The sequence below is a fragment of the Aeromonas sp. Lyrl_2 genome, from assembly GCF_051948815.1.
GTDB classification, from domain to species: Bacteria; Pseudomonadota; Gammaproteobacteria; order Enterobacterales; family Aeromonadaceae; genus Aeromonas; species Aeromonas veronii.
On the sequence record NZ_JAYJLJ010000023.1, the window covers coordinates 39,879 to 61,805 of the forward strand.

At 56.1% G+C, this 21,927-nt stretch carries 15 protein-coding genes; 8 read left to right on the plus strand and 7 right to left on the minus strand.

Annotated elements, in window-relative coordinates; all coding sequences use genetic code 11:
• Positions 1-57 precede the first annotated feature (57 nt).
• Positions 58-1,293: a lipoprotein-releasing ABC transporter permease subunit gene (locus VF684_RS17670; RefSeq protein ID WP_317115139.1), complete on the minus strand. Its 1,236-nt coding sequence runs from the start codon at positions 1,291-1,293 to the stop codon at positions 58-60.
• Between the two features lie 76 nt (positions 1,294-1,369).
• On the opposite strand from VF684_RS17670, the gene VF684_RS17675 reads away from it, so the two are divergent.
• The gene (locus VF684_RS17675; RefSeq protein ID WP_047436781.1) at positions 1,370-1,945 is read left to right on the plus strand and encodes a hypothetical protein; all 576 of its coding nucleotides are present in this window, start codon (positions 1,370-1,372) and stop codon (positions 1,943-1,945) included.
• A 56-nt stretch (positions 1,946-2,001) separates the two neighbouring features.
• Complete coding sequence (mfd, locus tag VF684_RS17680; RefSeq protein WP_376900317.1) at positions 2,002-5,469, plus strand: transcription-repair coupling factor; 3,468 nt, start codon at positions 2,002-2,004, stop codon at positions 5,467-5,469.
• Between the two features lie 246 nt (positions 5,470-5,715).
• Here mfd and fbp read toward each other — a convergent pair whose 3' ends face one another.
• Positions 5,716-6,750 (minus strand): class 1 fructose-bisphosphatase, encoded by a 1,035-nt coding sequence (fbp, locus tag VF684_RS17685; protein WP_042081164.1) that lies wholly within the window; start codon positions 6,748-6,750, stop codon positions 5,716-5,718.
• A 382-nt stretch (positions 6,751-7,132) separates the two neighbouring features.
• On the opposite strand from fbp, the gene VF684_RS17690 reads away from it, so the two are divergent.
• Positions 7,133-8,749: a peptide ABC transporter substrate-binding protein gene (locus VF684_RS17690; protein ID WP_376898459.1), complete on the plus strand. Its 1,617-nt coding sequence runs from the start codon at positions 7,133-7,135 to the stop codon at positions 8,747-8,749.
• A gap of 103 nt (positions 8,750-8,852) precedes the next feature.
• Here VF684_RS17690 and VF684_RS17695 read toward each other — a convergent pair whose 3' ends face one another.
• The 3 genes from VF684_RS17695 to sixA all read right to left on the minus strand — a co-directional run bounded on the left by VF684_RS17695 (position 8,853) and on the right by sixA (position 10,742).
• On the minus strand, positions 8,853-9,770 hold the full coding sequence (locus VF684_RS17695) for a DMT family transporter (RefSeq protein ID WP_257725779.1): 918 nt from the start codon (positions 9,768-9,770) through the stop codon (positions 8,853-8,855).
• A gap of 164 nt (positions 9,771-9,934) precedes the next feature.
• Positions 9,935-10,141, minus strand: a complete 207-nt coding sequence (locus tag VF684_RS17700) for a DUF1107 domain-containing protein (protein ID WP_005336998.1) — start codon at positions 10,139-10,141, stop codon at positions 9,935-9,937.
• 133 nt (positions 10,142-10,274) lie between these two features.
• Entirely contained in the window at positions 10,275-10,742 is a 468-nt protein-coding gene (sixA, locus tag VF684_RS17705; protein WP_005351311.1) for a phosphohistidine phosphatase SixA, read from the minus strand.
• A 162-nt stretch (positions 10,743-10,904) separates the two neighbouring features.
• Here sixA and VF684_RS17710 point away from each other — a divergent pair, with 162 nt between their 5' ends.
• Positions 10,905-13,691 carry an insulinase family protein gene (locus VF684_RS17710; protein WP_279458714.1) on the plus strand — a complete coding sequence of 929 codons (2,787 nt, stop codon included), beginning with the start codon at positions 10,905-10,907 and terminating at the stop codon, positions 13,689-13,691.
• 331 nt (positions 13,692-14,022) lie between these two features.
• Here the strand turns inward: VF684_RS17710 and VF684_RS17715 are convergent, their stop codons facing one another.
• A complete protein-coding gene (locus VF684_RS17715; protein WP_279475428.1) occupies positions 14,023-14,670 on the minus strand; it encodes a thiopurine S-methyltransferase in 648 nt (215 codons plus the stop codon).
• A gap of 282 nt (positions 14,671-14,952) precedes the next feature.
• Positions 14,953-16,323, minus strand: a complete 1,371-nt coding sequence (locus VF684_RS17720; RefSeq protein WP_376898461.1) for a leucine-rich repeat-containing protein kinase family protein — start codon at positions 16,321-16,323, stop codon at positions 14,953-14,955.
• A gap of 320 nt (positions 16,324-16,643) precedes the next feature.
• On the opposite strand from VF684_RS17720, the gene VF684_RS17725 reads away from it, so the two are divergent.
• The 4 genes from VF684_RS17725 to VF684_RS17740 form a co-directional block, all read left to right on the plus strand.
• Positions 16,644-17,408 carry an SDR family oxidoreductase gene (locus VF684_RS17725; protein ID WP_376898463.1) on the plus strand — a complete coding sequence of 255 codons (765 nt, stop codon included), beginning with the start codon at positions 16,644-16,646 and terminating at the stop codon, positions 17,406-17,408.
• A gap of 51 nt (positions 17,409-17,459) precedes the next feature.
• Entirely contained in the window at positions 17,460-18,287 is an 828-nt protein-coding gene (locus VF684_RS17730) for a bifunctional transcriptional activator/DNA repair enzyme AdaA (RefSeq protein ID WP_376898465.1), read from the plus strand.
• A 380-nt stretch (positions 18,288-18,667) separates the two neighbouring features.
• Positions 18,668-20,398 (plus strand): hypothetical protein, encoded by a 1,731-nt coding sequence (locus VF684_RS17735; protein WP_376898466.1) that lies wholly within the window; start codon positions 18,668-18,670, stop codon positions 20,396-20,398.
• Positions 20,382-21,927: hypothetical protein (locus VF684_RS17740; RefSeq protein WP_440174353.1), on the plus strand; the 1,546-nt coding region annotated here is incomplete at its 3' end. The genes VF684_RS17735 and VF684_RS17740, both read left to right, overlap by 17 nt.

The window sequence follows — 21,927 nt, forward strand, 5'->3', positions numbered from 1 at the left end:
CTGGCACCCGCAACTACGGGGGCACCAGTCACAACAGAAGATGCATTATTCACGGCATTACTCATAACGCAGCGCCTCGGCCGGTTTCACCCGCGCAGCGCGGGCCGCCGGATAGAGGGTGGCACTGAAGCTCAGCAGCACGGCGCCCAGCAAGATGGTGATGACCTGAGCCGGTTCGACGATGACCGGCAGGCCACTACCGCCCGCCGCCATATAGAGGTTGAGCCCCACCGCATTGAGCAGGGGGTTGAGACCCAGAGAGAGCGCAAGGCCCGCCAGTCCGCCAAACAGGGCACCAATCACCCCGCTGGAAGCGCCAAGTACCATGAAGATTTTGACGATCCCCGATTCACTCATACCCATGGTGCGCAGGATGGCCACTTCGCCCTCCTTGTCCGTCACCACCATCACCAGCGCGGAGAGGATGTTGAAGGTAGCGACGGCGATGATCAGCACCAGCATCAGCCCCATCATCCGTTTTTCCATGGCGACCGCCTGGAACAGCTCGCCCCGCTCGCGGCGCCAATCCTGCCACAGCAAGCCATCCGGCAGCGGCGTCTTGATCACCTCGTCAGCGGCAAAGGGATCATCGAGCCAGAGGCGAATGCCACCGACGGTTTCTGTCGGCAGACGCAGCAGCCGCTGGGCATCCCCCAGGGCGATCAGCGCAATCTGGTTATCCACATCGGCGCCGACCCCGAAGATACCGGAGACGGTAAAGAGGCGCTGGGCCGGTACCCGGCCAAATGGGGTGAAGCGGGTCCCTTCGGTCAGGATCAAACGAACCTGATCGCCGATGGAGACATTGAGGCGGCGTGCGACCCCCTGCCCCAGCACGATGCGGTAGTGGCCGGCCTGCAGGGTATCGAGTCGCCCCCCCAACATCTGGCTGTGGAGGATGTCATCCTTGGGCCACTGCGCAGGGTCGATCCCCTGCACACTCACCCCGGTCAGCTGGCCGGGGCTTTGCAGCATCCCTTCGCTGTCGAGCATGGGGGCCGAGGCGACCACATGGGGGAGTTTGGCCAGATCCGGCAAGCCTTGCGGGTCTGCATCAATACGGCCAGCCTGGTTGGTCACCACCACATGGGGGATCACCCCGAGGATGCGCCCTTTGAGCTGCCCTTCGAAACCGTTCATCACCGAAATGACCACCATCAGGGCGGCGACCCCGATGGCAATGCCAAAAGTAGAGAACAGGGAGATAAATGAGACGAAGCGATTGCTGCGCTTCGAGCCTGCATAACGCAGGCCGATGGCCAGCGAAAGGGGCTGAAAAAGTCCGGTCTTCAAGGATATGTACGTTGCCAACAAAATAAGATACCGGATAATAAAGGGAAACCGTCCATGACAACAAGGGATAGCCTCCATGCAGGAACAGTTCTTCAGCGTCACTCATGCCACGCCGGTCAATGTGATCCCCATGCCGGCCGACTTCCACCTCCCCTCGCTGGCGGAGCTGGACGCTGAGCTGCCGGAGCCCTTTCGGATCTCTTCGGCCATTACCTCCATCGATCTGGTGACCACCCGCCTGCTGCGCAACCAGAACGAGTCGATGCACGATCTGATCGAGATCGTCAATCAGCAGTCCCGCAAGATCGACATGATCATGGGCTATGTGCTCTCCCTGCAGGACCATCCGGAGCAGCGCTTCCACACTCTGCGCTTCGGGGCTGGCCAGCTCACCTACCTGCACCCCTATCATGATCACGGGGATGCACCGCACCTGCACCAGATCGTCCGCCTCAAGATCTTCCTGCGGGAAGAGGCGGCAGCGATCTACTGCTATGGCCAGGTCAAACAGCTCGACGGCGGTGAACATGGCACCCATGTGCAGCTCGACTATGTGCGGATCCGCGAAGATGACCGCGAACTGCTGGTTCGTGCCAGCCTCCACGTGCAATCGAAGCAGCTCAAGCTGCGCGCCCAAGAACGTCAGCGCTAACCAAAGCGAACGTCAGCGATAGATAACGTCAACGTTAAAAGAATCGAACCATGCCAATGACACTCCCCGCCTTGCCCGCCAAAGCGGGCCAAAAGATCACGCTCGGCCAGCTGGTTGGCAGCAGCCTCTCGCTGATTGCAGCCCGTCTCACCAGTGAAGCCAAGGGGCCGGTACTGCTTATCACCGCCGATACCCCGAGCGCCCTGCGCCTGGAGCAGGAGTTACAGTACTTGCTGACAGACAAGCAGCTAGCCGATCAGTCCGCCCCCGTATTGCTGTTCCCCGATTGGGAGACCCTGCCCTACGACACCTTCTCCCCCCATCAGGACATCATCTCCCAGCGGCTCGAGACTCTCTACAAGCTGCCGCAGATGAGCAAGGGGGTGCTGATTGTCCCCATCTCCACCCTGATGTTGCGCTGCGCTCCCCGGGTCTATCTCGACAAATACAGCCTGATGGTGAAGGCCGGTCAGCGCCTCAATCTGCAACAGCTGCGCGGGCGCCTCGCCGAAGCGGGTTACGTGGCGGTGGATCAGGTGCTGGAACATGGCGAATTTGCCGCCCGCGGCTCCCTGCTCGATCTCTTCCCCATGGGCAGTAGCAGCCCCTATCGCATCGACTTCTTCGACGATGAAGTCGACTCCATCCGCCCATTTGATCCCGAAACCCAGCGCTCCAGCGAACCGGTCAAGACGGTCAGCCTGCTGCCCGCCCGGGAATACCCTACCGACGAGGCGGCCATCGAACTGTTTCGCGGCCAGTTCCGCGAGCAATTCGAGCTGTCGCGGGCCGAGGGTTCCGTCTATCAGGAGGTGAGCAAGGGACGCTGGCCCGCCGGCATCGAGTATTATCTGCCGCTCTTCTTCAACCAGACCGCCAGCCTGTTTGACTACCTGCCGGAAGAGACCCTGCTGCTCACGGTGGGGGACATCTACCCCGCCGCCCAGCGCTTCTGGAACGACATCGGCCAGCGCTATGAAGACAGACGCTGGGACAACACCCGCCCACTACTGCCACCGGCCCAGCTCTATCTGCCGGTGGAGCAGCTCTTTGCCTCTCTGGGCCAATATGGCGCGGTGCGGCTGCAAGAGGCCGCTACTGCGGGCGATGCCGGTCAGCACGATCTACCTATCTCGGCCCTGCCGGATCTGCAACTCGATCACAGCAAGGAGCAACCCCTGCTGGCGCTCAACCAGTTCCTGCAAGGCTTTGCCGGGCGCACCCTGTTTGCGGTGGAATCCGAAGGGCGACGGGAGGTGCTCGGCGATCTGCTGGCGCGTATCTCGCTGCAACCCAAGGAGTTCCCCTCCCTCGACGCCTTTATGGCGAGCCCGGATCGCCACGGCCTGCTGGTTGCACCGCTTGAGCGTAGCTTCCTGTGGCAGGAGACAGGTCAGGATCCACTGGCCCTGATCACCGAAACCGAGTTGCTGGGCGGCAAGGTGCGCAGCAAACGGGCGCGAGAGAAGAGCAAGAACCTGAGCTCCGATGCGGTGATCAGAAACCTGGGCGAGCTGACTCAGGGCCAGCCGGTGGTGCATCTGGATCACGGGGTCGGCCGCTATCTGGGGCTCGAAACCATCGATGCCGGTGGTCTGCCCACCGAGTTTTTGACCCTCGAATATGCCGGCGGCGACAAGCTGTTCGTACCGGTTACCAGTTTGCACCTTATCAGCCGCTACACCGGTTCTGATAACCCGCCCAGCCACAAGCTCGGCGGTGAAGCCTGGAGCAAGGCGCGGCGCAAGGCGGCAGAGAAGGTGCGCGACGTGGCAGCCGAATTGCTGGATGTCTACGCTCATCGCGCCGCTCGCGCCGGTTTTGCCTTCAAGCACGACAAAGAGGCCTATCGCCAGTTTGCCGCCAGCTTTCCGTTCGAGGAGACCGACGATCAGCTCAACGCCATCAATGCGGTGCTGGGGGACATGTGTCAGGCCAAGAGCATGGACAGACTGGTGTGTGGCGATGTGGGTTTCGGCAAGACCGAAGTAGCGATGCGGGCGGCGTTTGTGGCCGTACACGGCGGCAAGCAGGTTGCCGTGCTGGTGCCCACCACCCTGCTCGCCCAGCAGCACTACGACAACTTCCGCGACCGCTTCGCCAACTGGCCGGTGCGGGTCGAGGTGCTGAGCCGCTTCCGCTCCGCTAAAGAGCAGAGCGCTGTGATGAAGGAATTGGCCGAAGGCAAGGTGGATATCATCATCGGCACCCACAAGCTGCTCGGCTCCGAACTCACCTTCAAGGATCTGGGACTGCTCATCGTCGATGAGGAACACAGATTCGGGGTGCGCCAGAAGGAGAAGATCAAGGCGCTGAGGGCCGATGTGGATATCCTCACCCTCACCGCCACCCCCATTCCACGCACCCTCAACATGGCGATGTCCGGCATGCGGGATCTCTCCATCATCGCAACCCCGCCTGCCAAGCGACTCGCCATCAAGACCTTCGTGCGTCAGCACGAACCGGCGGTGGTGCGCGAAGCGGTACTGCGGGAACTCAAGCGTGGCGGTCAGGTCTACTACCTGCACAACGACGTGGAAAGCATCGAGAAGTGCGCCGCCGATCTTGCCGAATTGGTGCCGGAGGCCCGCATCGGCATCGCCCACGGCCAGATGCGCGAACGCGACCTTGAGCGGATCATGTCCGACTTCTACCACCAGCGCTTCAACCTGCTGGTTTGCACCACCATTATCGAGACCGGTATCGACGTACCGAGCGCCAACACCATCATCATGGATCGGGCGGATCACCTGGGTCTGGCCCAGCTGCACCAGCTGCGGGGTCGGGTTGGCCGCTCTCACCATCAGGCCTATGCCTACCTGCTCACCCCCCATCCCAAGCTGATGACCAAGGATGCGGCCAAGCGGCTGGAGGCGATCGCCTCGCTTGAAGATCTCGGCGCCGGTTTTGCGCTGGCGACCCACGATCTGGAGATCCGTGGCGCAGGTGAACTGCTCGGCGACGATCAGAGCGGCCAGATCGAATCGGTCGGCTTCACCCTCTACATGGAGATGCTGGAGCAGGCGGTCGAGGCGCTGAAAAATGGTAAGGAGCCGTCGCTGGAGCAGCTGATGAGCCAGCACACCGAGGTGGAGCTGCGCCTGCCTGCACTGCTGCCGGATGACTATATTCCGGACGTCAACATGCGCCTCTCCATGTACAAGCGGATCGCCAGTGCGGCGGACGAGCAGGAGCTGCGCGAGCTAAAAGTGGAGCTGATCGACCGCTTTGGCCTCTTGCCGGAAGCAACCAAAACCCTGCTGGAGCTGGCCGCCTTCCGCCAGCGTGCAACCGCCCTTGGTATTCGCCGGGTGGAGATGAGCGAGCGCGGCGGCTATCTCGACTTCACGCAAGAGACCAAGGTCAATCCGGCATATCTAGTCAAGCTGCTCTCCGAGCAGCCGCGCATCTACAAGATGGACGGGCCGACCCGACTGCGCTTCCAGGTGCCGACTCAGGACAGAGCAATGCGCCTGAAACTGGTGGATGGTTTGCTGGCTGATCTGGCCAACAACAGCCTGTAAATCTCTGCAACGCTAGCGGCGAGCCAGAGAGATAACGCCAACTAAAACGGGAGCCAAATCGGCTCCCGTTTTGTTTATGTTGGCTGGTGACTAGCGTCTCCCTTCTCCCCTTGTGGGAGAAGGGTCGGGGATGAGGGGACAGTGAAAACTATTCCTCTCACCCAGCCCTATCCCAGGGGGGAGAGGGAGTCGCGCCGGTAAATGTTGGGCTTCGCTGTGCTCAGCACCAACCTACACCTCTGACGATCAGCCCAGGTTGGCTGGATCCTCATGGGCGGAAAATTCCCGCATAAAGGCTTCGGCGCGCTCCACCATCTTGGTCGAGCCAACAAAGTAAGGGGTACGCTGGTGCAGCGCGGTGGGCTGGATATCCATGATGCGGCCAAAGCCGTCGGAGGCCTTGCCACCAGCCTGCTCCACCAGAAACGCCATCGGGTTGCACTCATAGAGCAGACGCAACTTGCCATTCGGCGAGTTGGTGCCGGACGGATAGATGTAGATGCCGCCCTTGAGCAGGTTGCGATGGAAATCGGAAACCAGGGAGCCGATATAGCGGGAGGTGTAGGGTCTGTGGGTCGCTTCGTCGCGCTCCTGGCAATATTTGAGGTACTTCTTCACCCCGTCCGGGAACTTGATGTAGTTACCCTCGTTGATGGAGTAGATCTTGCCCTCTTCCGGAATGCGAATGTTTTCGTGGGAGAGGCAGAAGCAACCGATGGAGGGGTCGTAGGTAAAGCCGTTGACGCCAAACCCTGTGGTGTAGACCAGCATGGTGGAGGAGCCGTAGACCACATAACCGGCGGCGACCTGACGGTTGCCCGGTTGCAGGAAGTCCTCCAGCGTCACCGGCGACCCCTGCGGGCTCAAACGGCGGTAGATGGAGAAGATGGTCCCGACCGAGACGTTGACGTCGATATTGGAGGAGCCATCGAGCGGGTCGATCAGCACCACATACTTGGAGTTTTTGGAGAGCGGCGAGTCAAAGGCGACGAAGTCCTCTTCCTCTTCCGAAGCCATGCCGCACACCTCGCCGCGCGCTTCCAGCGCCGCCTTGAAGCGTTCGTTGGCATAAACATCCAGCTTCTGCTGCACCTCGCCCTGTACGTTTTCAGCGCCCATGGAACCGATGATATCCGCCAGTCCCGCCTTGTTGATCTCCCGGTTCACCACCTTGGCAGCAAGGCGGATCGAGCTGAGCAACGAGGTCAGCTCGCCGGTCGCGGTAGGATAATCCGCCTGCTTTTTGACGATGAACTCACCCATGGTGATCATGTTTCGCATTTTTGTTCCTTTAGATCGCATCCGTTGGCATTGAAAACGTTTGCAGGCGTCAGCAAAAAAAATGCCGATCACCGGCGGCCTTGATTTGTAACCTAATGTAACGTCTGTTTTTTGTTTTTGCAGCGAATTAAGCGGCCTATTAAATAGGCTATCTCGCCTAACGTTATGGTAAAAGACGCGTTTTATTCGGTTTCAATCGATAACTTTCAGCCCCTTAATTCGTGGCAATAACCTGCGACAAGCCATGAGTTGACTGGCCTTGAGCCATTAAAAATGGAGTCTGATGGGCCTGCTCATCCTTCAGCCATTGCCTCTTGAGATCCGATCGCCAATCCAGCACACTGATTTCGCTTTGGAAGCAAATAAAACTCAAGGATTATCAATGAACAAGACTCTCATTGCCGGCATGGTAGCCGGACTGTTTGCCCTTCCCGCCTGGGCTGCCCAGGTGCCTGCCGGTACCAAGCTGCTGCCGGATGCCCAACAAATCTACGTGACCAATATCGGCACCGAGCCCACCACCATCGACCCCCAACTGGTGGAAGAGACCGCTGGTAGTGCCATCGTCAACGATCTGTTTGAAGGGCTCTATGAGCTGGATAGTACCGGCAAGATCAAGCCAGCAGGTGCCGTCAGCTACGACGTCGACAAGACAGGTACCGTCTACACCTTCAAACTGAGGCCCGAGGCCAAGTGGTCAAACGGTGAACCGGTCACCGCCGCCGATTATGTCTACGGCTGGCAACGGGCGGCCGATCCCAAGACTGCCTCCAACTACGCCTGGTTTATCGAGTTGACCGGTGTGATCAATGCAAGCGAGGTGACACAGGGCAAGAAGAGCCCGTCAGAGCTCGGGATCAAGGCGCTCGATGACCACACCCTGCGGGTCACCCTGAAAAATCCGGTTCCCTTCTTCCTGAAGACGCTGGCCCACTACACCACGTTCCCAGCCCCCAAGGCCACCATTGAAAAATTCGGCAAGGATTGGGTCAAACCGGGCAATATCGTCTCCAACGGTGCCTTTGTACTCAAGGAGTGGACCCCCAACGAGCGGCTGAGTGCAGAGCGCAATACCCACTACTGGAACAACCAGCACACCGTCCTGAACAAGGTGATCTATCTGGAGATCGTCTCCGAAACCGCCGCCTACAACCGCTATCGCACCGGTGAACTGCACTACACCACTTATCCGCTGGAGCAGTACAAACAGCTCAAGAGCAAGAGCCCGGAAGAACTGGTCAGCGTCCCCACGCTGGCAAGCTATTACTATGTCTTCAATACCCAGCGCAAACCGTTCGATGACCCGAAAGTACGCAAGGCGCTCTCGCTCGCCATCGACCGGGAGACCATCACCGACAAGATCCTGGGACAGGGACAAATTGCCGCATATAGCTTCACGCCCCCCATTGTGGACGGTTTTGAATTGAAAAAACCGGCCAGCCAGCTGCAGAGCAAAGAGGAGCGGATCAAGCAAGCCAAAGCGCTGTTGGCCGAAGCGGGATATGGCCCGGACAAGCCACTCACAGTGGACATTCTCTACAACACCAACGAGAGCCACAAAAAGATTGCGCTGGCCGTCTCCTCCATGTGGAAACATAACCTGGGGGTCACTGCCACCCTCAACAACATGGAGTGGAAGACCATGGTCTCGGCACTCAACGAGGGGGATTTTGGCGTTAGCCGCTATGGCTGGAACGGGGATTATAACGACGCCTCCACCTTCCTCGATATCATGACCTCCAGCAGCAGTGCCAACAGCGGCAAGTGGTTCAACAAGGAGTACGACGCCCTGCTGGCCAAGGCCCACGACTCGCTGGATCCCGCTGAACGCAATGCCCTGTATCAGCAGGCAGAGGCTCTCATTGATGCGGATGCCCCCATCGCCCCCATCTATTTCTCGGTCAAATCAAGGTTGCTCAAACCTTTCGTGAAAGGCTATCCCCACCTTAACCCGCAGGATGTGGTCTACAGCAAGGAGCTCTATCTGGTTGCCCAGTAACCGGCTCGGCAAGATGTGACATAAAAAAGCGCCTGCATTGCTGCAGGCGCTTTTCATTGGCAGCCAAGCGGGCCATTGGGCCTACTTACACCTTCACGCAAGATTACTCTTCGGGACAGGGTACCAGCACCACCCGGCGGCGCCCCATCACCACCGGACGAACCAGCAGCTGTGCCAGCAAGACACCGAGCAGGGTCAGACCGCCCCCGATCAGGTGATAGCTGGTCAACCGCTCACCCAGCAGGGTGATGGCAAGGCCAGCCGTCATCACCGGCAGCAGGTTCATAAAGATGGCGGTACGGTTGGCACCGAGCAGGGCGATACCCTGCATCCAGAGCCAGGGCGAGAGCGCCGAAGTGGGGATACCGGCATAGAGGATCAGCCACAGGGCCCGGCCATCCGGCCACTGGCCATCCACCAGCAAAAAGAAGGGGGTCAGGATCACCACACTGCAGATCACCTGACCGTAGAGCAACGACCAGTTGTCCAGCCCCAGATCCCACTTCTTGAGCAGCACACTGTAAAGGGCATAAGTACCCGCCGAAATCAGCATATAGACAGAGCCGATATGAATGCCTTGGGTAAACAGCCGGGTCGGATCCCCCTGCCCCAGCAAGATAGACAAGCCAAGGATGGAAAGCAGCGCCCCCAGCACGGCGCCCCAGGTGGGCCGCTCGCGCAGCAGCCAGATGCTGAACAACACGGTCAGCAGCGGCGTCAGTCCCATCATCAACCCCATCTCGGTGGCTCCCAGCGTTTGCGCCGCGTAGTAACCAAAAGTCTGGTTGAGCACCATGCCCAGCGAAGCCAGCATGGCGATCTGCCAAAGGCCAGCGCGCAGACGGGCACGCGCACGCCATACCCGACGGGCCAGAAACGGACTTAATACCAGCGCAGCCACCACCCAGCGCGACCAGGCCAAGGCTGCAGGAGACAAAACGCCAACCGCCAGTTTGCTGACGATGCCATTGCCAGCCCAAATGGCAATGCAGGAGAAGGGAAACAGAAAGGCAAGGGGCATGAGAGGATCCAGACCGAAGAGACAACAGCGGGCCAGTATAGGGGGCGATGGGAGAGAAACAAAGGTGTGGGCCTGAACAGCCACATGGTGAACGCCAGTAGCCAGAAACAAATATGCCCGCAAAAGTGCGGGCATATCAGTGCAGAAACAGGTTCAGAAGCGCATCACGCGGCATCCATGTGCAGTCTGGAGATCAGCTCGTTGACCTCGGTGACTGTCTGGCGATGAGGAATATCCGCCGGATTCGGCATCAGCAACAAACCGGATTGGAAATCAAACCGCCCCCGACCATGGATGTAAATCCGACCTTTAAAGAAGGTTTTGACATGCTTTGCCACCATCAGTGGCAGGTACTTCTTGAACACTCTCATCGTTTGCAACCTCTTGCAGTTGTATCCGTATGACAGCAGCTTCTGCGAATTAATTCCGTAAAATATTTATAAAAATCCGGAAAACTCGCCCATCTCTTCCCAAAAAATTCAATCTATAACTTTTTATTAACTTTTAGCCTATTGTATGCGGCCCTTCGAGCCAGAGCAAGGCTCCTTTGCCATCGTGCCACTCGATACAAGCGATCCCCGAGGTGGCGAACATGGGTGCTCCTGCTGCCGGGCAGAGGCTTTGCACCAGATAACCCACCAGCGGCAGATGGCTGACCATCAGGATCTGGTCATGTTGCTGCGCCAGGGTGGTGAGGTAGCTGGCCACGAAAGCGGGATCACCGTAAGGGGTAATGTCGCCACTCTCTTCAACGGCTGCTGCGTCAGGTAATTCACTGCATATGGCTTGCCAGGTCTGGCGTGCCCGCAGATAGTTGCTGTGGATCACCCGATCCAGCGGGCCAATCAGCTGAGGCGCCAACCAGCGGGCCATCTGGATAGACTCTTCAATACCCTGCTCGGTCAATGGACGCTGTTCATCTGTTTTCGCATTCATGCCAGCCTGGCCATGACGCATGATATAGATCTTCATTACAACCTCGCCCAACGGGCCTGTTTTGATAGCCGGGGGATCTTACCCCGCCACGGGTGTGGAAACAATTGCGCTACCTCTCAGAAAAGGGTTTGCCTGACGGGATAGCGGGGTCGATAATCATGTTTAAATTCAAATAAATCCAACGTGAGTCACACGCCAATGAGCCCATATGCCAGTCCCAATGACCATCGGCAATACCATTTTCTGGAGCTGGCCAACCGGCTCAGGGTCTTGTTGATTTGTGATCCCGACACAGACAAATCTGCCGCCTCGCTGGCGGTCAATACCGGCCATTTTGACGATCCCGCCGACCGGCAGGGAATGGCCCATTTTCTGGAGCACATGCTGTTTCTCGGCACCTGCACCTACCCCAAGCCTGGTGAGTACCAGCAATTTATGAGCCGTCATGGCGGCAGCAACAACGCCTGGACCGGTACCGAGTTCACCAACTTCTTCTTCGAGATCGACAACGGCTTCTTCGAAGCAGGGCTGGATCGCTTCTCCCAGTTCTTTATCTGCCCCACGTTTGATCCGGAGTGGGTGGACAAGGAGCGCAACGCGGTCGACTCCGAGTATCGCCTCAAGCTGCAGGATGACATGCGCCGCAGCTATCAGGTGCATAAAGAGACGATCAACCCGGCGCACCCCTTCTCCAAGTTCTCGGTGGGCAACCTCGATACCCTGGCCGATCTGCCGGGACGGGATCTGCGCTCCGACCTTATCCGTTTTTACGAAAGCCACTACAGCGCGGATCGCATGGCGCTGGTGATGATCTCGCCGGAATCCATCGATACCCAGTTGCAGTGGTGCTGTCGCTACTTTGCTCCCATTTTGAATCGCAATTTGGGAACCCCGACCCTCACCATGCCACTCTACCGGCTCGACGATCTCGGCGTGCGCATCCACATCAACCCGGTCAAGGAGACCCGCAAGCTGTCGCTGAGCTTCCCCTTGCCCAATGTGGACGAGTTTTACGACAAAAAGCCCCTCACCTTCCTGAGCCATCTGATTGGTTATGAGGGGGATGGCAGCCTGCTCTCCCTGCTCAAGGCGAAAGGGTGGGTCAACCAGCTCTCGGCAGGTGGTGGCATCAGCGGCGCCAACTTCAAGGATTTTGGCGTCAACTTCGGCCTCACCCCTTTGGGCCTCGAACATGTGGACGACATCCTCGCCGCCCTGTTTGGCTATCTGAAACTGATTGGCCGCGAAGGGCTGCAGAGCTGGCGCTATGACGAAAAACGGACCGTGCTCGAATCGGCGTTCCGCTTTCAGGAGCGCGGCCGCCCCCTCGATACGGTGTCGGGGTTGGTGCTCAACCTCTTTAGCTACAAACCTGAGGATCTGCTCTACGGCGACTACATGATGCGCGAATATGACGAGGGGCTGATCCGCCGCTTCCTCGCCAAGCTCACCCCGCACAATTTGCGTATCACCATCACTGCGCCGGAAGTGGCGACCGATCGGCTGGCCCGCTGGTATCAGACCCCCTACAGCGTGGCGACCATTACCGAGGCCGAGAAAATTCGCTGGCAGCAGAGCGAGCCGGATCCGGCGCTGGCGCTGCCCAAGCCCAACCCCTTTATCAGCAGTAGGCTCGATCCGCGCACGCCAGAGCTTGCCGCCGACATGCCCGCCTGCCTTATCGATCGCCCCGGTTTTCGCCTATGGCACCTCCATGAGCACCTGTTCAGCGTGCCCAAGGGCAATCTCTATATCTCCATCGACAGCGAACATGCGGTCAAAAATCCGCGCAATATCGCCATGGCGCGCCTCGCCGTGGAGCTGTTGGCCGACCACCTCAACGCCCTCACCTATCCGGCGGAGCTGGCGGGACTGGGTTACCAGATTTATGCCCATCAGGGGGGCTTTACCATCAACCTGAGCGGCTTTGCCGACAAGCAGCCACTCTTGCTCGACATGATCCTCGGCAACCGCACCCTGGGGTATCCGGATCCGGGCCGCTTCGCCGAGATCAAGGAGCAGCTCATTCGCAACTGGGACAACCAGTCCAAGGCGCGCCCCATCTCCCAGCTCTTTAACCAGCTCACCAGTTTGCTACAACCCAACAACCCGCCGTTCGAGCAGTTGCTGCGCCACCTGCGCACCGTCGAGCTGGAGGAGATGCCCGGCTTCGTGGCCCAGCTGTTTGGCGAGGTGCATGTCGAGGCACTGGTGCACGGCGACTGGACTGCCGCCGAAGCGCTGGAGCTGGCCGCCCTGATGGAGCGTCACCTGAGCGATATCAATGGCACCAGCAGCAAGCCGAGCGGCGAGACCCGTCGCCCGCTCATCTCCATTCAAGACAGAGGCACCCTTATTCGCGAGCAGGGTTGTGATCACGAAGACTCGGCACTGCTGGTCTACTACCAGTCCCGTACCACCCGGGCGCGGGATCTCGCCTGCTTCACCCTGGCAAACCACATCATGTCCTCTACTTTCTTCCACGAGCTGCGCACCCGCCAGCAACTGGGGTATGTGGTGGGTGCCGGCAACCTGCCCCTCAATCGCCATCCGGGGCTGATCTTCTATATCCAGTCGCCAGTGGCGGGGCCGCAGATCCTGCTCGATGCGGTGGAGGAGTTTATCGACCTCTTCCCGCTCGCCATGCTCGAATTCACCGAGCAGCAGTGGCAGGAGAGCAAGGCGGGACTGCAAGCCCAGCTGAGCGAACGAGATGCCAATCTGCGCAGTCGCGGCCAGCGGCTGTGGGTCAGCATCGGCAACAAGGATCTGGGGTTCGATCAGCGGGAACGGGTCTGCGATGAGGTGGGCAAATTGAGCCGTGCCGATCTGGTGCGCTTTATCACCCAACTGCGTTCGCGCACCTCCGATCGGCTGATCCTCTGCAGCTATGGTCAGGGGCACGAACATGACGAGCGGATCACCGGCCAGTTTATCGACGATCCACGGGCATTTCGGCTCAATGCCGCCACCTTCGAGGCCTGATCAGGCCTCGACATCCCCCGTTTTTCCTTCCCACCGCAAATCACAGACAATAAAAAGCCGACCCATCTGGGTCGGCTGGAAAAACCATAACAATTGCGACCAAAGCCGCCAAAAGTGAACATGAGCGTGAAAATCAGACACTGAGTTGCTGATCAGCAAGCGGGACAGACCCGATACTCGCTTTGCAATGCCAACAGTGATTGAGAAACAGCCTCATATTAGGCACTCCCCCCGTCAGTCACGTTGATCTACGTCAAAGGAGGTAGCGAAGAGCGCACAGCCCGACGATTTGTCGGCGCAGATCACCCTTTGGCCGCCCGTTAGCTGCCCGTTAGCCACGGCGAACCAGTCGGTAGGCCACCTCATCGAAGTAGGAGAGCTGACCCGACAGCACCCGCGGGTGATCCACCTCGGCGGCGCGCCCCAGCACCTCGATGCGAAAATCACGTTCAAACAGCGCCCGCACCTCCATCTCCCCCACAGAGAAGGGGGGCTGAGTCTGCTGCTCCGGCTGATATTCAAGGGTCACCAGCAGGATCTGACCACCGGTCTCGACCAGCGAACTGATCAGGGCTGCATACTGGCGGCGCATCGCGGTCGGCAGGGCGATCAGCGCCGCGCGGTCATAGACCAGCCGGTAACGGCGACCCAGACTGGGGGCGGCGAAAAAATCCCCCTGGAAAATGCGCAGGCTGTCCACCTGATGGCACTGATAAGGGCCCACTTCGCTCACGGTCGCGGCGAGCTTGTTTTCACTGAAGAACTGGCTGACGGCAAGGCTCGATAACTCGAAACCGTCGACCGGATGGCCCTGAGCACTCAGCCAGAGCATGTCGCGGGACTTGCCGCACAGGGGAACCAGCACCGGCTCGTCCGCTTGCTGGGCTGACCACCAGGATTGCAGCCAGTGGTTGAAGTCCGCCTGATGAAAGCCAATCCGGTTCTCTTCCCAACGCTGATGCCAAAACGCAGCTTCCATCGTTATTACCCTTCTGTACTAAAGATGCCTCAATATCACAACTTAACCGGCACCGCGCAACCCTCTCCCCTCCCCTTTTTGCCGCGCAGTCTCTGCGTGTTATTGGGCGAATGGCGGGACGTCCCCTTGCCCTGTACCTCGCTGTCGCAATCGGCGCTATTGGCTGCGTTTATGACGGACAAGGCATAGCACCCCATGCAAAAACGTCATGGGTGTATGGCGATGAAGGAATAAAAGGAGTGGCGTTGGCAGGCCAAACCGTGCCTGCCAACGCCAGAAAGATCACGACAGTGTGGTGCGAGCGGCCGCCAGCTGACGCTCGATATAAGCAAAATCGGGGCGCTCGGCGGGGAGTTCCGAGAGGCAGGCCGCTTTGAGCTGATGCAATCCATCAAGCGGTGAGCCTTGCGTATCGCAATGGGCCAGCAGCTCCTCCAGCAGGCAACCAAAGGCGCGCACTTCCAACCGCTCAAGGCCCACGGCCCGCTCGCGGTCGCTGCGGTCATATAAGGAAGCTGCGCCAAAATCCCCCAGCAGAGCGCGAGCCGGGGCGTCAGGCCCGCGGGTAAACAGGATATTGTGGCCGTAGAGGTCCCCGTGCATGATGCCCGCGCGGTGCAGATGGCCCGCCACCGAGGCGATGCAGTGGGCCATCGCCAGCGCATCCGGCACACTCAGATGCAGCCCCTCTGGATAGACATCCCGGGTGCAGGAGTCCAGGCTAGGCGGCCCGGCCAGATTGGCAAAGGCCGGGTCGATCAGCTCCATCACCAGCGCCGGAATACCGGAGGGGTGATCCGCCACCTTGCCTATCACCTTGATAAGGTTTGGATGAGTGCCCGCCGCCAGCGACGCCGCCATCTCGCAGCGGGGCAGCCCGTCGCTGGTCACCGCCCCCTTGAACAGCTTGACCGCCACCAGACTGTCATCGCCTCTGTCGCTCGCCTGAGTCACTGCATCAGCAGGATTAGCCACAAGGGTGGCGCGATGGATAACGCCGGATGCTCCCTGCCCCAGCAGCTCGCCCAGCGCCAGCGTCTCCCAGGCAAGAGGCGTGACATGGGCATCATCGATGGCCCGCGCCTCCGCCCCTTCGCTAAAGGGGTTGCCGGAGTAGGCAAGCCATGAAAGGCGCGGCAGCGAGAGCAGCCACTCGGGGAAGCGTTCGATGCGGTTGGCGGCGATACGCAGCAGCTCCAGATTGCGGCAGTTGGCAAGGCTCGTCGGCAGCTCGCGCAGGCGGTTGCCCGCCAGCATCAACTTTTGCAGGGCGTCGCACTGGCCCAGCTCATCAGGCAACTGTTCCACCGCGTTGTCGGTCAGGATCAGCCAGCGCAAACCGGCGGGCAGCGCCTTGGCCGACACAGTGGCAATCCGGTTGGCCTTAAAGCCCACCATGGTGAGCGCCGGGCAGCGCCCCAGCACCTCGGGCAGCTCGGTAAAGCGGTTCTCGGAGCAGAAGATGATGCGCAGTTTGCCAAACCTGGCCAGCTCGTCAGGGAGCGCGCTTAGCTGATTGCCGGTGAGATCCAGCACCTCCAGCGTCTCTTTCAGGCTCAAAATCTCGCTGGGAAACTCCGTCAGATTTTCAGAGAGCTTCAGATGGCGGGCACCGCACAGTTCACCTGCGCGCAGCTGTTCCAGAGTATGCATAACCGTGTCTCAATCCTGATGATCTGCCTGATGGCACAGCGACCATCAACGCGCGCCGAACTCGGGTCCGGCGATTTTAAAGGGGGGCATTATAAAGAATTCGGGGCTCAGTTCGCCCCTTTTGTTGCCGCAAAGGCCTGTATCGACATGTAGCAAAACGAGTTGGAGAGAAAGAGAGCAAGATTCGGGTCGTCCCGGCGAGGAGTGGTTGCCATAGTGGGGGCCAAACCAAAGTCGGTTGGAACCTATTGGGGTTCCAACCCACAGCCAACCCTGTGCCCCACTGATTTGGCGCACAACACACCTGCGAGGGAACTGCCATGTCATTACTGTCTAACAAGGTCGCCATTATCACCGGCGCCAGCTCCGGCATCGGTCGCGCCAGCGCCATCCTGTTTGCCCGCGAAGGGGCCTGCGTCGTCGTCGGCGCCCGCCGCCAGCCCGAGCTGGACCTGCTGGTGGAGGAGATCCGCCATGAGGGGGGCCAGGCGGTGAGTCTGGCGGGAGATGTGAAAAGCGAGAGTTACGCCCGCGACCTTGTTGATCTCGCGCTAACCCGTTTCGGCGGGCTCGATATCGCCTTCAACAACGCAGGTACCACTGGCACGCCGGGCAGCGTAAAGGACCTTGAACTGGCGCAGTGGCAGGAAATTCTGGATACCAACCTCACCAGCGCCTTTGTGGGAGCCAAGTACCAGATCCCCGCCATGCTGGCGCGTGGCGGCGGCTCGCTTATTTTTACCTCTACCTTTGTCGGCCATACCCTGGGGCTGCCCGGCATGGCGGCCTATGCGGCGAGCAAGGCAGGCCTCATTGGCCTGACCCGTGTGCTGGCTGCCGAGTATGGGGCACAAGGGGTGCGGGTCAACGCCCTGCTGCCGGGTGGCACCGACACCCCCATGGGGCGGGCTTTTGCCAATACGCCAGAGAGCCTCGCCTTTGTGCAGAATATGCATGCCCTCAAACGGCTGGCCCAACCGGAGGAGATCGCCCATTCGGCCCTTTATCTCGCATCCGATGCATCCAGCTTTACCACCGGCATTGCCCTGCTGGCCGATGGTGGGGTATCAATTTGTCGCACATGACCTTGTCGCCCCCAACACCCTGCGACCGAAACCTTATCGTGAGAGCGCCTTATGTCTGAATACGCCCGTATCGCCGATGCCATCCGTTTTATCGCAAGTCAGGTGGAGCGCCAGCCCACTCTGGACGAGATAGCGGCGCACGTGCACTTAAGTCCCTTTCACTTCCAGCGGCTGTTCAGCCGCTGGGCCGGAGTGACGCCCAAACGCTATCTGCAGGTGCTGACTCTGGAGCGGGCCAAGGCGCTGCTGCAGGAGTCGCGCCCCCTGCTTGAGGTGGCCGATACCCTGGGCCTTAGCAGCGGCTCGCGACTCTATGATCACTTCGTTCAACTCGAAGCGGTGACGCCGGGCGAGTACAAGCAGCACGGGGCCGGGCTGGTTATCGATCACGGGGTGCACGATACCCCCTTCGGTCAGGCGTTCGTCGCCCTGACCCCGCGGGGAGTGTGCAACTTCTCGTTTCTCGATGAAAAGGCCCCAGACGCGCCGCTGGCCAACCTCGCCCGCAACTGGCCAGAGGCAGAACTTAGGGAGGCGCCATCACGCACCCAAGGGGTCATCCACACCATGTTCGAGGGCAGCAAGGCGCCGGATCGCCCCATCTCCTTGCACGTGAGCGGCACCAACTTTCAGATCAGCGTCTGGCGGGCGCTGCTGCAGATCCCGCCCGCCAAGGTGGTGAGCTACGCCCAGGTGGCGAACGCCATCGGCAACCCCAAAGCCGCCCGCGCCGTGGGGCTGGCGGTGGGTGCCAACCCCGTCGCCTTGATGATCCCCTGCCACAGAGTCATCCAGCAAAACGGCAAACTCGGCGGCTATCACTGGGGCGAAACCCGCAAGCAGGCGATACACGCCTGGGAAGCGGCGAGGTATGAGTGAAGGTGGCTTTTTCTGCCTGACCTGATGGAGAGGCGAAACAGGAGTGTTGGTAGTGAGTCAGTAGATAATCAGGCAGCGCCAGACAAGCGGGCGGCGATATAAAGCGGGGAGATCAGAAGAATTCGGGGCGCAGAACGCCCCTTTTGTTGCTTTGGCAAGGCTCAGTGCTCAGCCGCCCCACCCCATCGGATTGACGAAGAGACGTAGGGTGCAATAAGCGCAGCGCATTGCACCATTTGCAGAGCACCTTTTTACAAGATATAAAAGTCAAACAATTTACCGAACCACCTCATAAATATAGAAATTTCCATTTGACCTACCTTCCCATATATTACAAAGTAACCACTTACTTAATAGTAATGTAGTGAGGTAAAAGAATAATGTCGTTAGAAGAAACCAGATGTACATTGCTAAATGAAAGAGGAAATGTAGAAAACCTACTCATTCTAATTAACGAGATATACAGAAAACAAATAAAATCAGAAGACATATTTTTGACAGAGGCTCTATCTGAACTTCACAATACAGGTGAGATCGATCTTTTAAAAATATTTGAAGCAGTTAATGATACATCTTACAAAAACAATCCTTATGTGATTATGCGTGTAGTTGAAACTACATTACCTTCAATTAAGGCAAAAGTTGAAGACATTTTACCATGCTTAACCAAACTAACAGACCTAGCCAGTGGCCATATAGTCTATGGGGCATTTGAATGTTTTTGTCGCGTGGATAATGGTCGTCCAAAAGATAGCGTAGATTTCATACTAAAACAAACTGAACTTGATTCTTATGCCCCTTTTATTTATTACGCAATTATGGCTTATGAATCAGAGCAGATAGCTGAATGCATACAGATTGTAAAAGCTTTGATTGCTAACGACAATGAAGCGGTAAGGAATCAAGCATATAGTGTACTCGGAAGAAAAAATATCACGGAAAACTGGGCTGGCAGTGTCTGGGACATAATAAAAAGTAGTGCTATCAATGAGCATGACGATAGCTGTCGAGCATCAATACTTAGGTCAATAGTTCACTTCGGGCATAAATTTCCATCATACTGGTCTCATATAGAGAGTCTGTTAGCTTCGTTTGTTGAAGGAGCATCACCAAATATTCTTCATGCAATTTCCAACACAATTGCCTTCCAGCAAATAAGTATCCCTGATAGCATTCAAAAACTACTAATTAAGCAGCTACACACCATATCACCAGAACAGAGTCATATAATAAGCGATATTGATTACTTATTAGTTAATTTGGTAAAAAAAGAGCTCTACGATACTGCTATAGAGCTCTTGGAGTCTATTTTATCATACGGTGTAGAGATTACATCACTGAGTTATTTTTCCAGAGAATTACTAAGTGAATATACAAACCTTCGCAACCATATTATTACAAAGTGGTTTTTATATGGGGAAAAAGCCCTCTGTCACAACATTTCAACTTTACTCCATAACGTTGCTGAAAAAGACTTTGAACTACATGCAGACATGACACTGCTAGACAATGAAGAGAAGAAAATATTTGTTAGTCGTAAGGCTATAGGTTGGTTGTTTACACGACCTGTAGCGACGGCAAGTTTCATTATGTCTATATCAAGATCAGCTCATCAATATACTATCGAAACTCTCGAAGATATTTTATACGATCCATTACTTCTTAGTTATCCAGGTGAACTAAAAAAACTCTTCCAAGCATACATAGATAATAAGGAACAAGAGTTCACATGCAAATCTTTGCTTTACAAGCTTGAGGCACATAATTTATACATATTAAGAGCGTCAGGGTTAAAAGAGCTGTCAGCCCCAAGCAAAAACATAGGCTTATATTGGAATGATTTTGAAAAAGATATGCAAAAATCCTACGAGGAAGCATCAAAAAATTCCTTTTTAGGGCTGATTGCCACACCCAAAAGATTATTGTACGGCAACAGTTCAATTTATTATGTTCATCAGATGGATGGGCAGTCTTCACGACAGGAAATGCAAATTCATTCCTTCTCCCATTCTGCTGAGCTGCCAACACTAAACATTTTAGATCCTGAATCCTTGGATTATTCTTTGAGAGTTTTCCGTTGTGAGAGAATGAAAAATGAAATTAATTCTTAAGCAATATTTAGCTTCATTAAAAGAGCGAGCTGAATTAGATGCTGTACTGCCAGATTTGCTGAGCAGTATGGGGCTAAACGTATTCATTTCTCCCACACGTGGAGTTAAGGAGTATGGTGTCGATATCGCCGCCGTTGGACGGATAAACGGTGGGGAAGAGAAAGTTTATTTATTCTCAGTTAAATCTGGCAACCTTACGCGTGAAACTTGGAACGGAAATACAGATCAAGCTCTGAGACCTTCTCTAGATGAAATTCAAGACTCATTTATACCTAGTCGCCTACCACCTCAACATAGAGATAAACAAATAGTAATTTGCTTGTGCTTTGGTGGCGATGTTAACTCAGGGATTAGGCAAGAGGTCTCAGGTTATGAACAACGAAATACGAAGAACAATATCTCCTTTGAAGAATGGAATGGTGATAAGCTCTCAGAATTTATACAAGGGCACTTGCTAAAAGAAGAACTATTACCGAGTTCTAATCAAGCATTATTGCGGAAATCTCTAGCATTACTTGAAGAACCGGATAGTTCTATCAAACACTTCTCACAGTTGCTGGATAGCATTCTGTTGCATGCCCTTGATGCAGATTCTACTATGTCATGTATCATTCGAGTAAACATTTGCTTATGGGTTCTTTTTGCATGGTGTCGAGATAGTGAAAACTTAGAGTCCGCATATATTTCATCGGAACACGCATTGCTTTTATCATGGGATAAAGCCAAGGATTATTACACTGGAAGGAATAAGGTTTCAACTGCATTTGATAGTATGTTAGATACTTACCAGCAGATTACTGATTGTTATATAGACCACTATTTAATTCCACATGTTGAGTTTAAATATGCTCTCTCCCATGCAGTTAAATCACCTTGCTCCATTGATGTAAACATTAAACTTTTTGATGTGCTAGGACGTTTGTCGGTCAAAGGTCTCTGGATTTTAGACTCACTAGCCAAGAGTTATGATAAAACCCCTCCAATCGATGGAGAGAGTGAAGAACAGGAAACGTTACGCTCTCGCCTTCAAGCAATAACAAAATCAATTAAACAATTAATCATTAGTAATCCTATGCTACTGTCTCCATATAAAGACTCACAAGCTATTGATATAGCTCTCGCTTTAACATTGCTTTCTAATAACTCTGAGCATGATAACTTCGTACAAAATTGGCTATCTGAAATTGTTCATCGGTGCATTTTTTCTTTCAAAAGTAATGGTATGTACCCAACAATATATAATTCTTATGAAAAACTTCTTGAACATAAGAAAAAAGATAAGTCTGATGATGGCTATAAACATAAAGCTACGGAAGCCAGTGTTTTATATCCATTATTAATCATATTTTGTGCTCTGTATAAATTAGAGCCAATAAGTCAAGAACTGGAACAGTTCACCAATAATGAATTAAAACATTGCACGCTACAGTATTGGTATCCAAATCAATACAGTGAACAATACATGTACTCAGATAATGATTCACACGGATCTTCATCAACTGACTTCCCAACGAATGGGAACACAGCTC

Coding starts and splice junctions, on each gene's coding strand:
- VF684_RS17675 (WP_047436781.1), top strand. CDS start 1,370: ATGCAGGAACAGTTCTTCAGCGTCACTCATGCCACGCCGGTCAATGTG.
- mfd (WP_376900317.1), top strand. CDS start 2,002: ATGACACTCCCCGCCTTGCCCGCCAAAGCGGGCCAAAAGATCACGCTC.
- fbp (WP_042081164.1), bottom strand. CDS start 6,750: ATGCGAAACATGATCACCATGGGTGAGTTCATCGTCAAAAAGCAGGCG.
- VF684_RS17690 (WP_376898459.1), top strand. CDS start 7,133: ATGAACAAGACTCTCATTGCCGGCATGGTAGCCGGACTGTTTGCCCTT.
- VF684_RS17695 (WP_257725779.1), bottom strand. CDS start 9,770: ATGCCCCTTGCCTTTCTGTTTCCCTTCTCCTGCATTGCCATTTGGGCT.
- VF684_RS17700 (WP_005336998.1), bottom strand. CDS start 10,141: ATGAGAGTGTTCAAGAAGTACCTGCCACTGATGGTGGCAAAGCATGTC.
- sixA (WP_005351311.1), bottom strand. CDS start 10,742: ATGAAGATCTATATCATGCGTCATGGCCAGGCTGGCATGAATGCGAAA.
- VF684_RS17710 (WP_279458714.1), top strand. CDS start 10,905: ATGAGCCCATATGCCAGTCCCAATGACCATCGGCAATACCATTTTCTG.
- VF684_RS17715 (WP_279475428.1), bottom strand. CDS start 14,670: ATGGAAGCTGCGTTTTGGCATCAGCGTTGGGAAGAGAACCGGATTGGC.
- VF684_RS17720 (WP_376898461.1), bottom strand. CDS start 16,323: ATGCATACTCTGGAACAGCTGCGCGCAGGTGAACTGTGCGGTGCCCGC.
- VF684_RS17725 (WP_376898463.1), top strand. CDS start 16,644: ATGTCATTACTGTCTAACAAGGTCGCCATTATCACCGGCGCCAGCTCC.
- VF684_RS17730 (WP_376898465.1), top strand. CDS start 17,460: ATGTCTGAATACGCCCGTATCGCCGATGCCATCCGTTTTATCGCAAGT.
- VF684_RS17735 (WP_376898466.1), top strand. CDS start 18,668: ATGTCGTTAGAAGAAACCAGATGTACATTGCTAAATGAAAGAGGAAAT.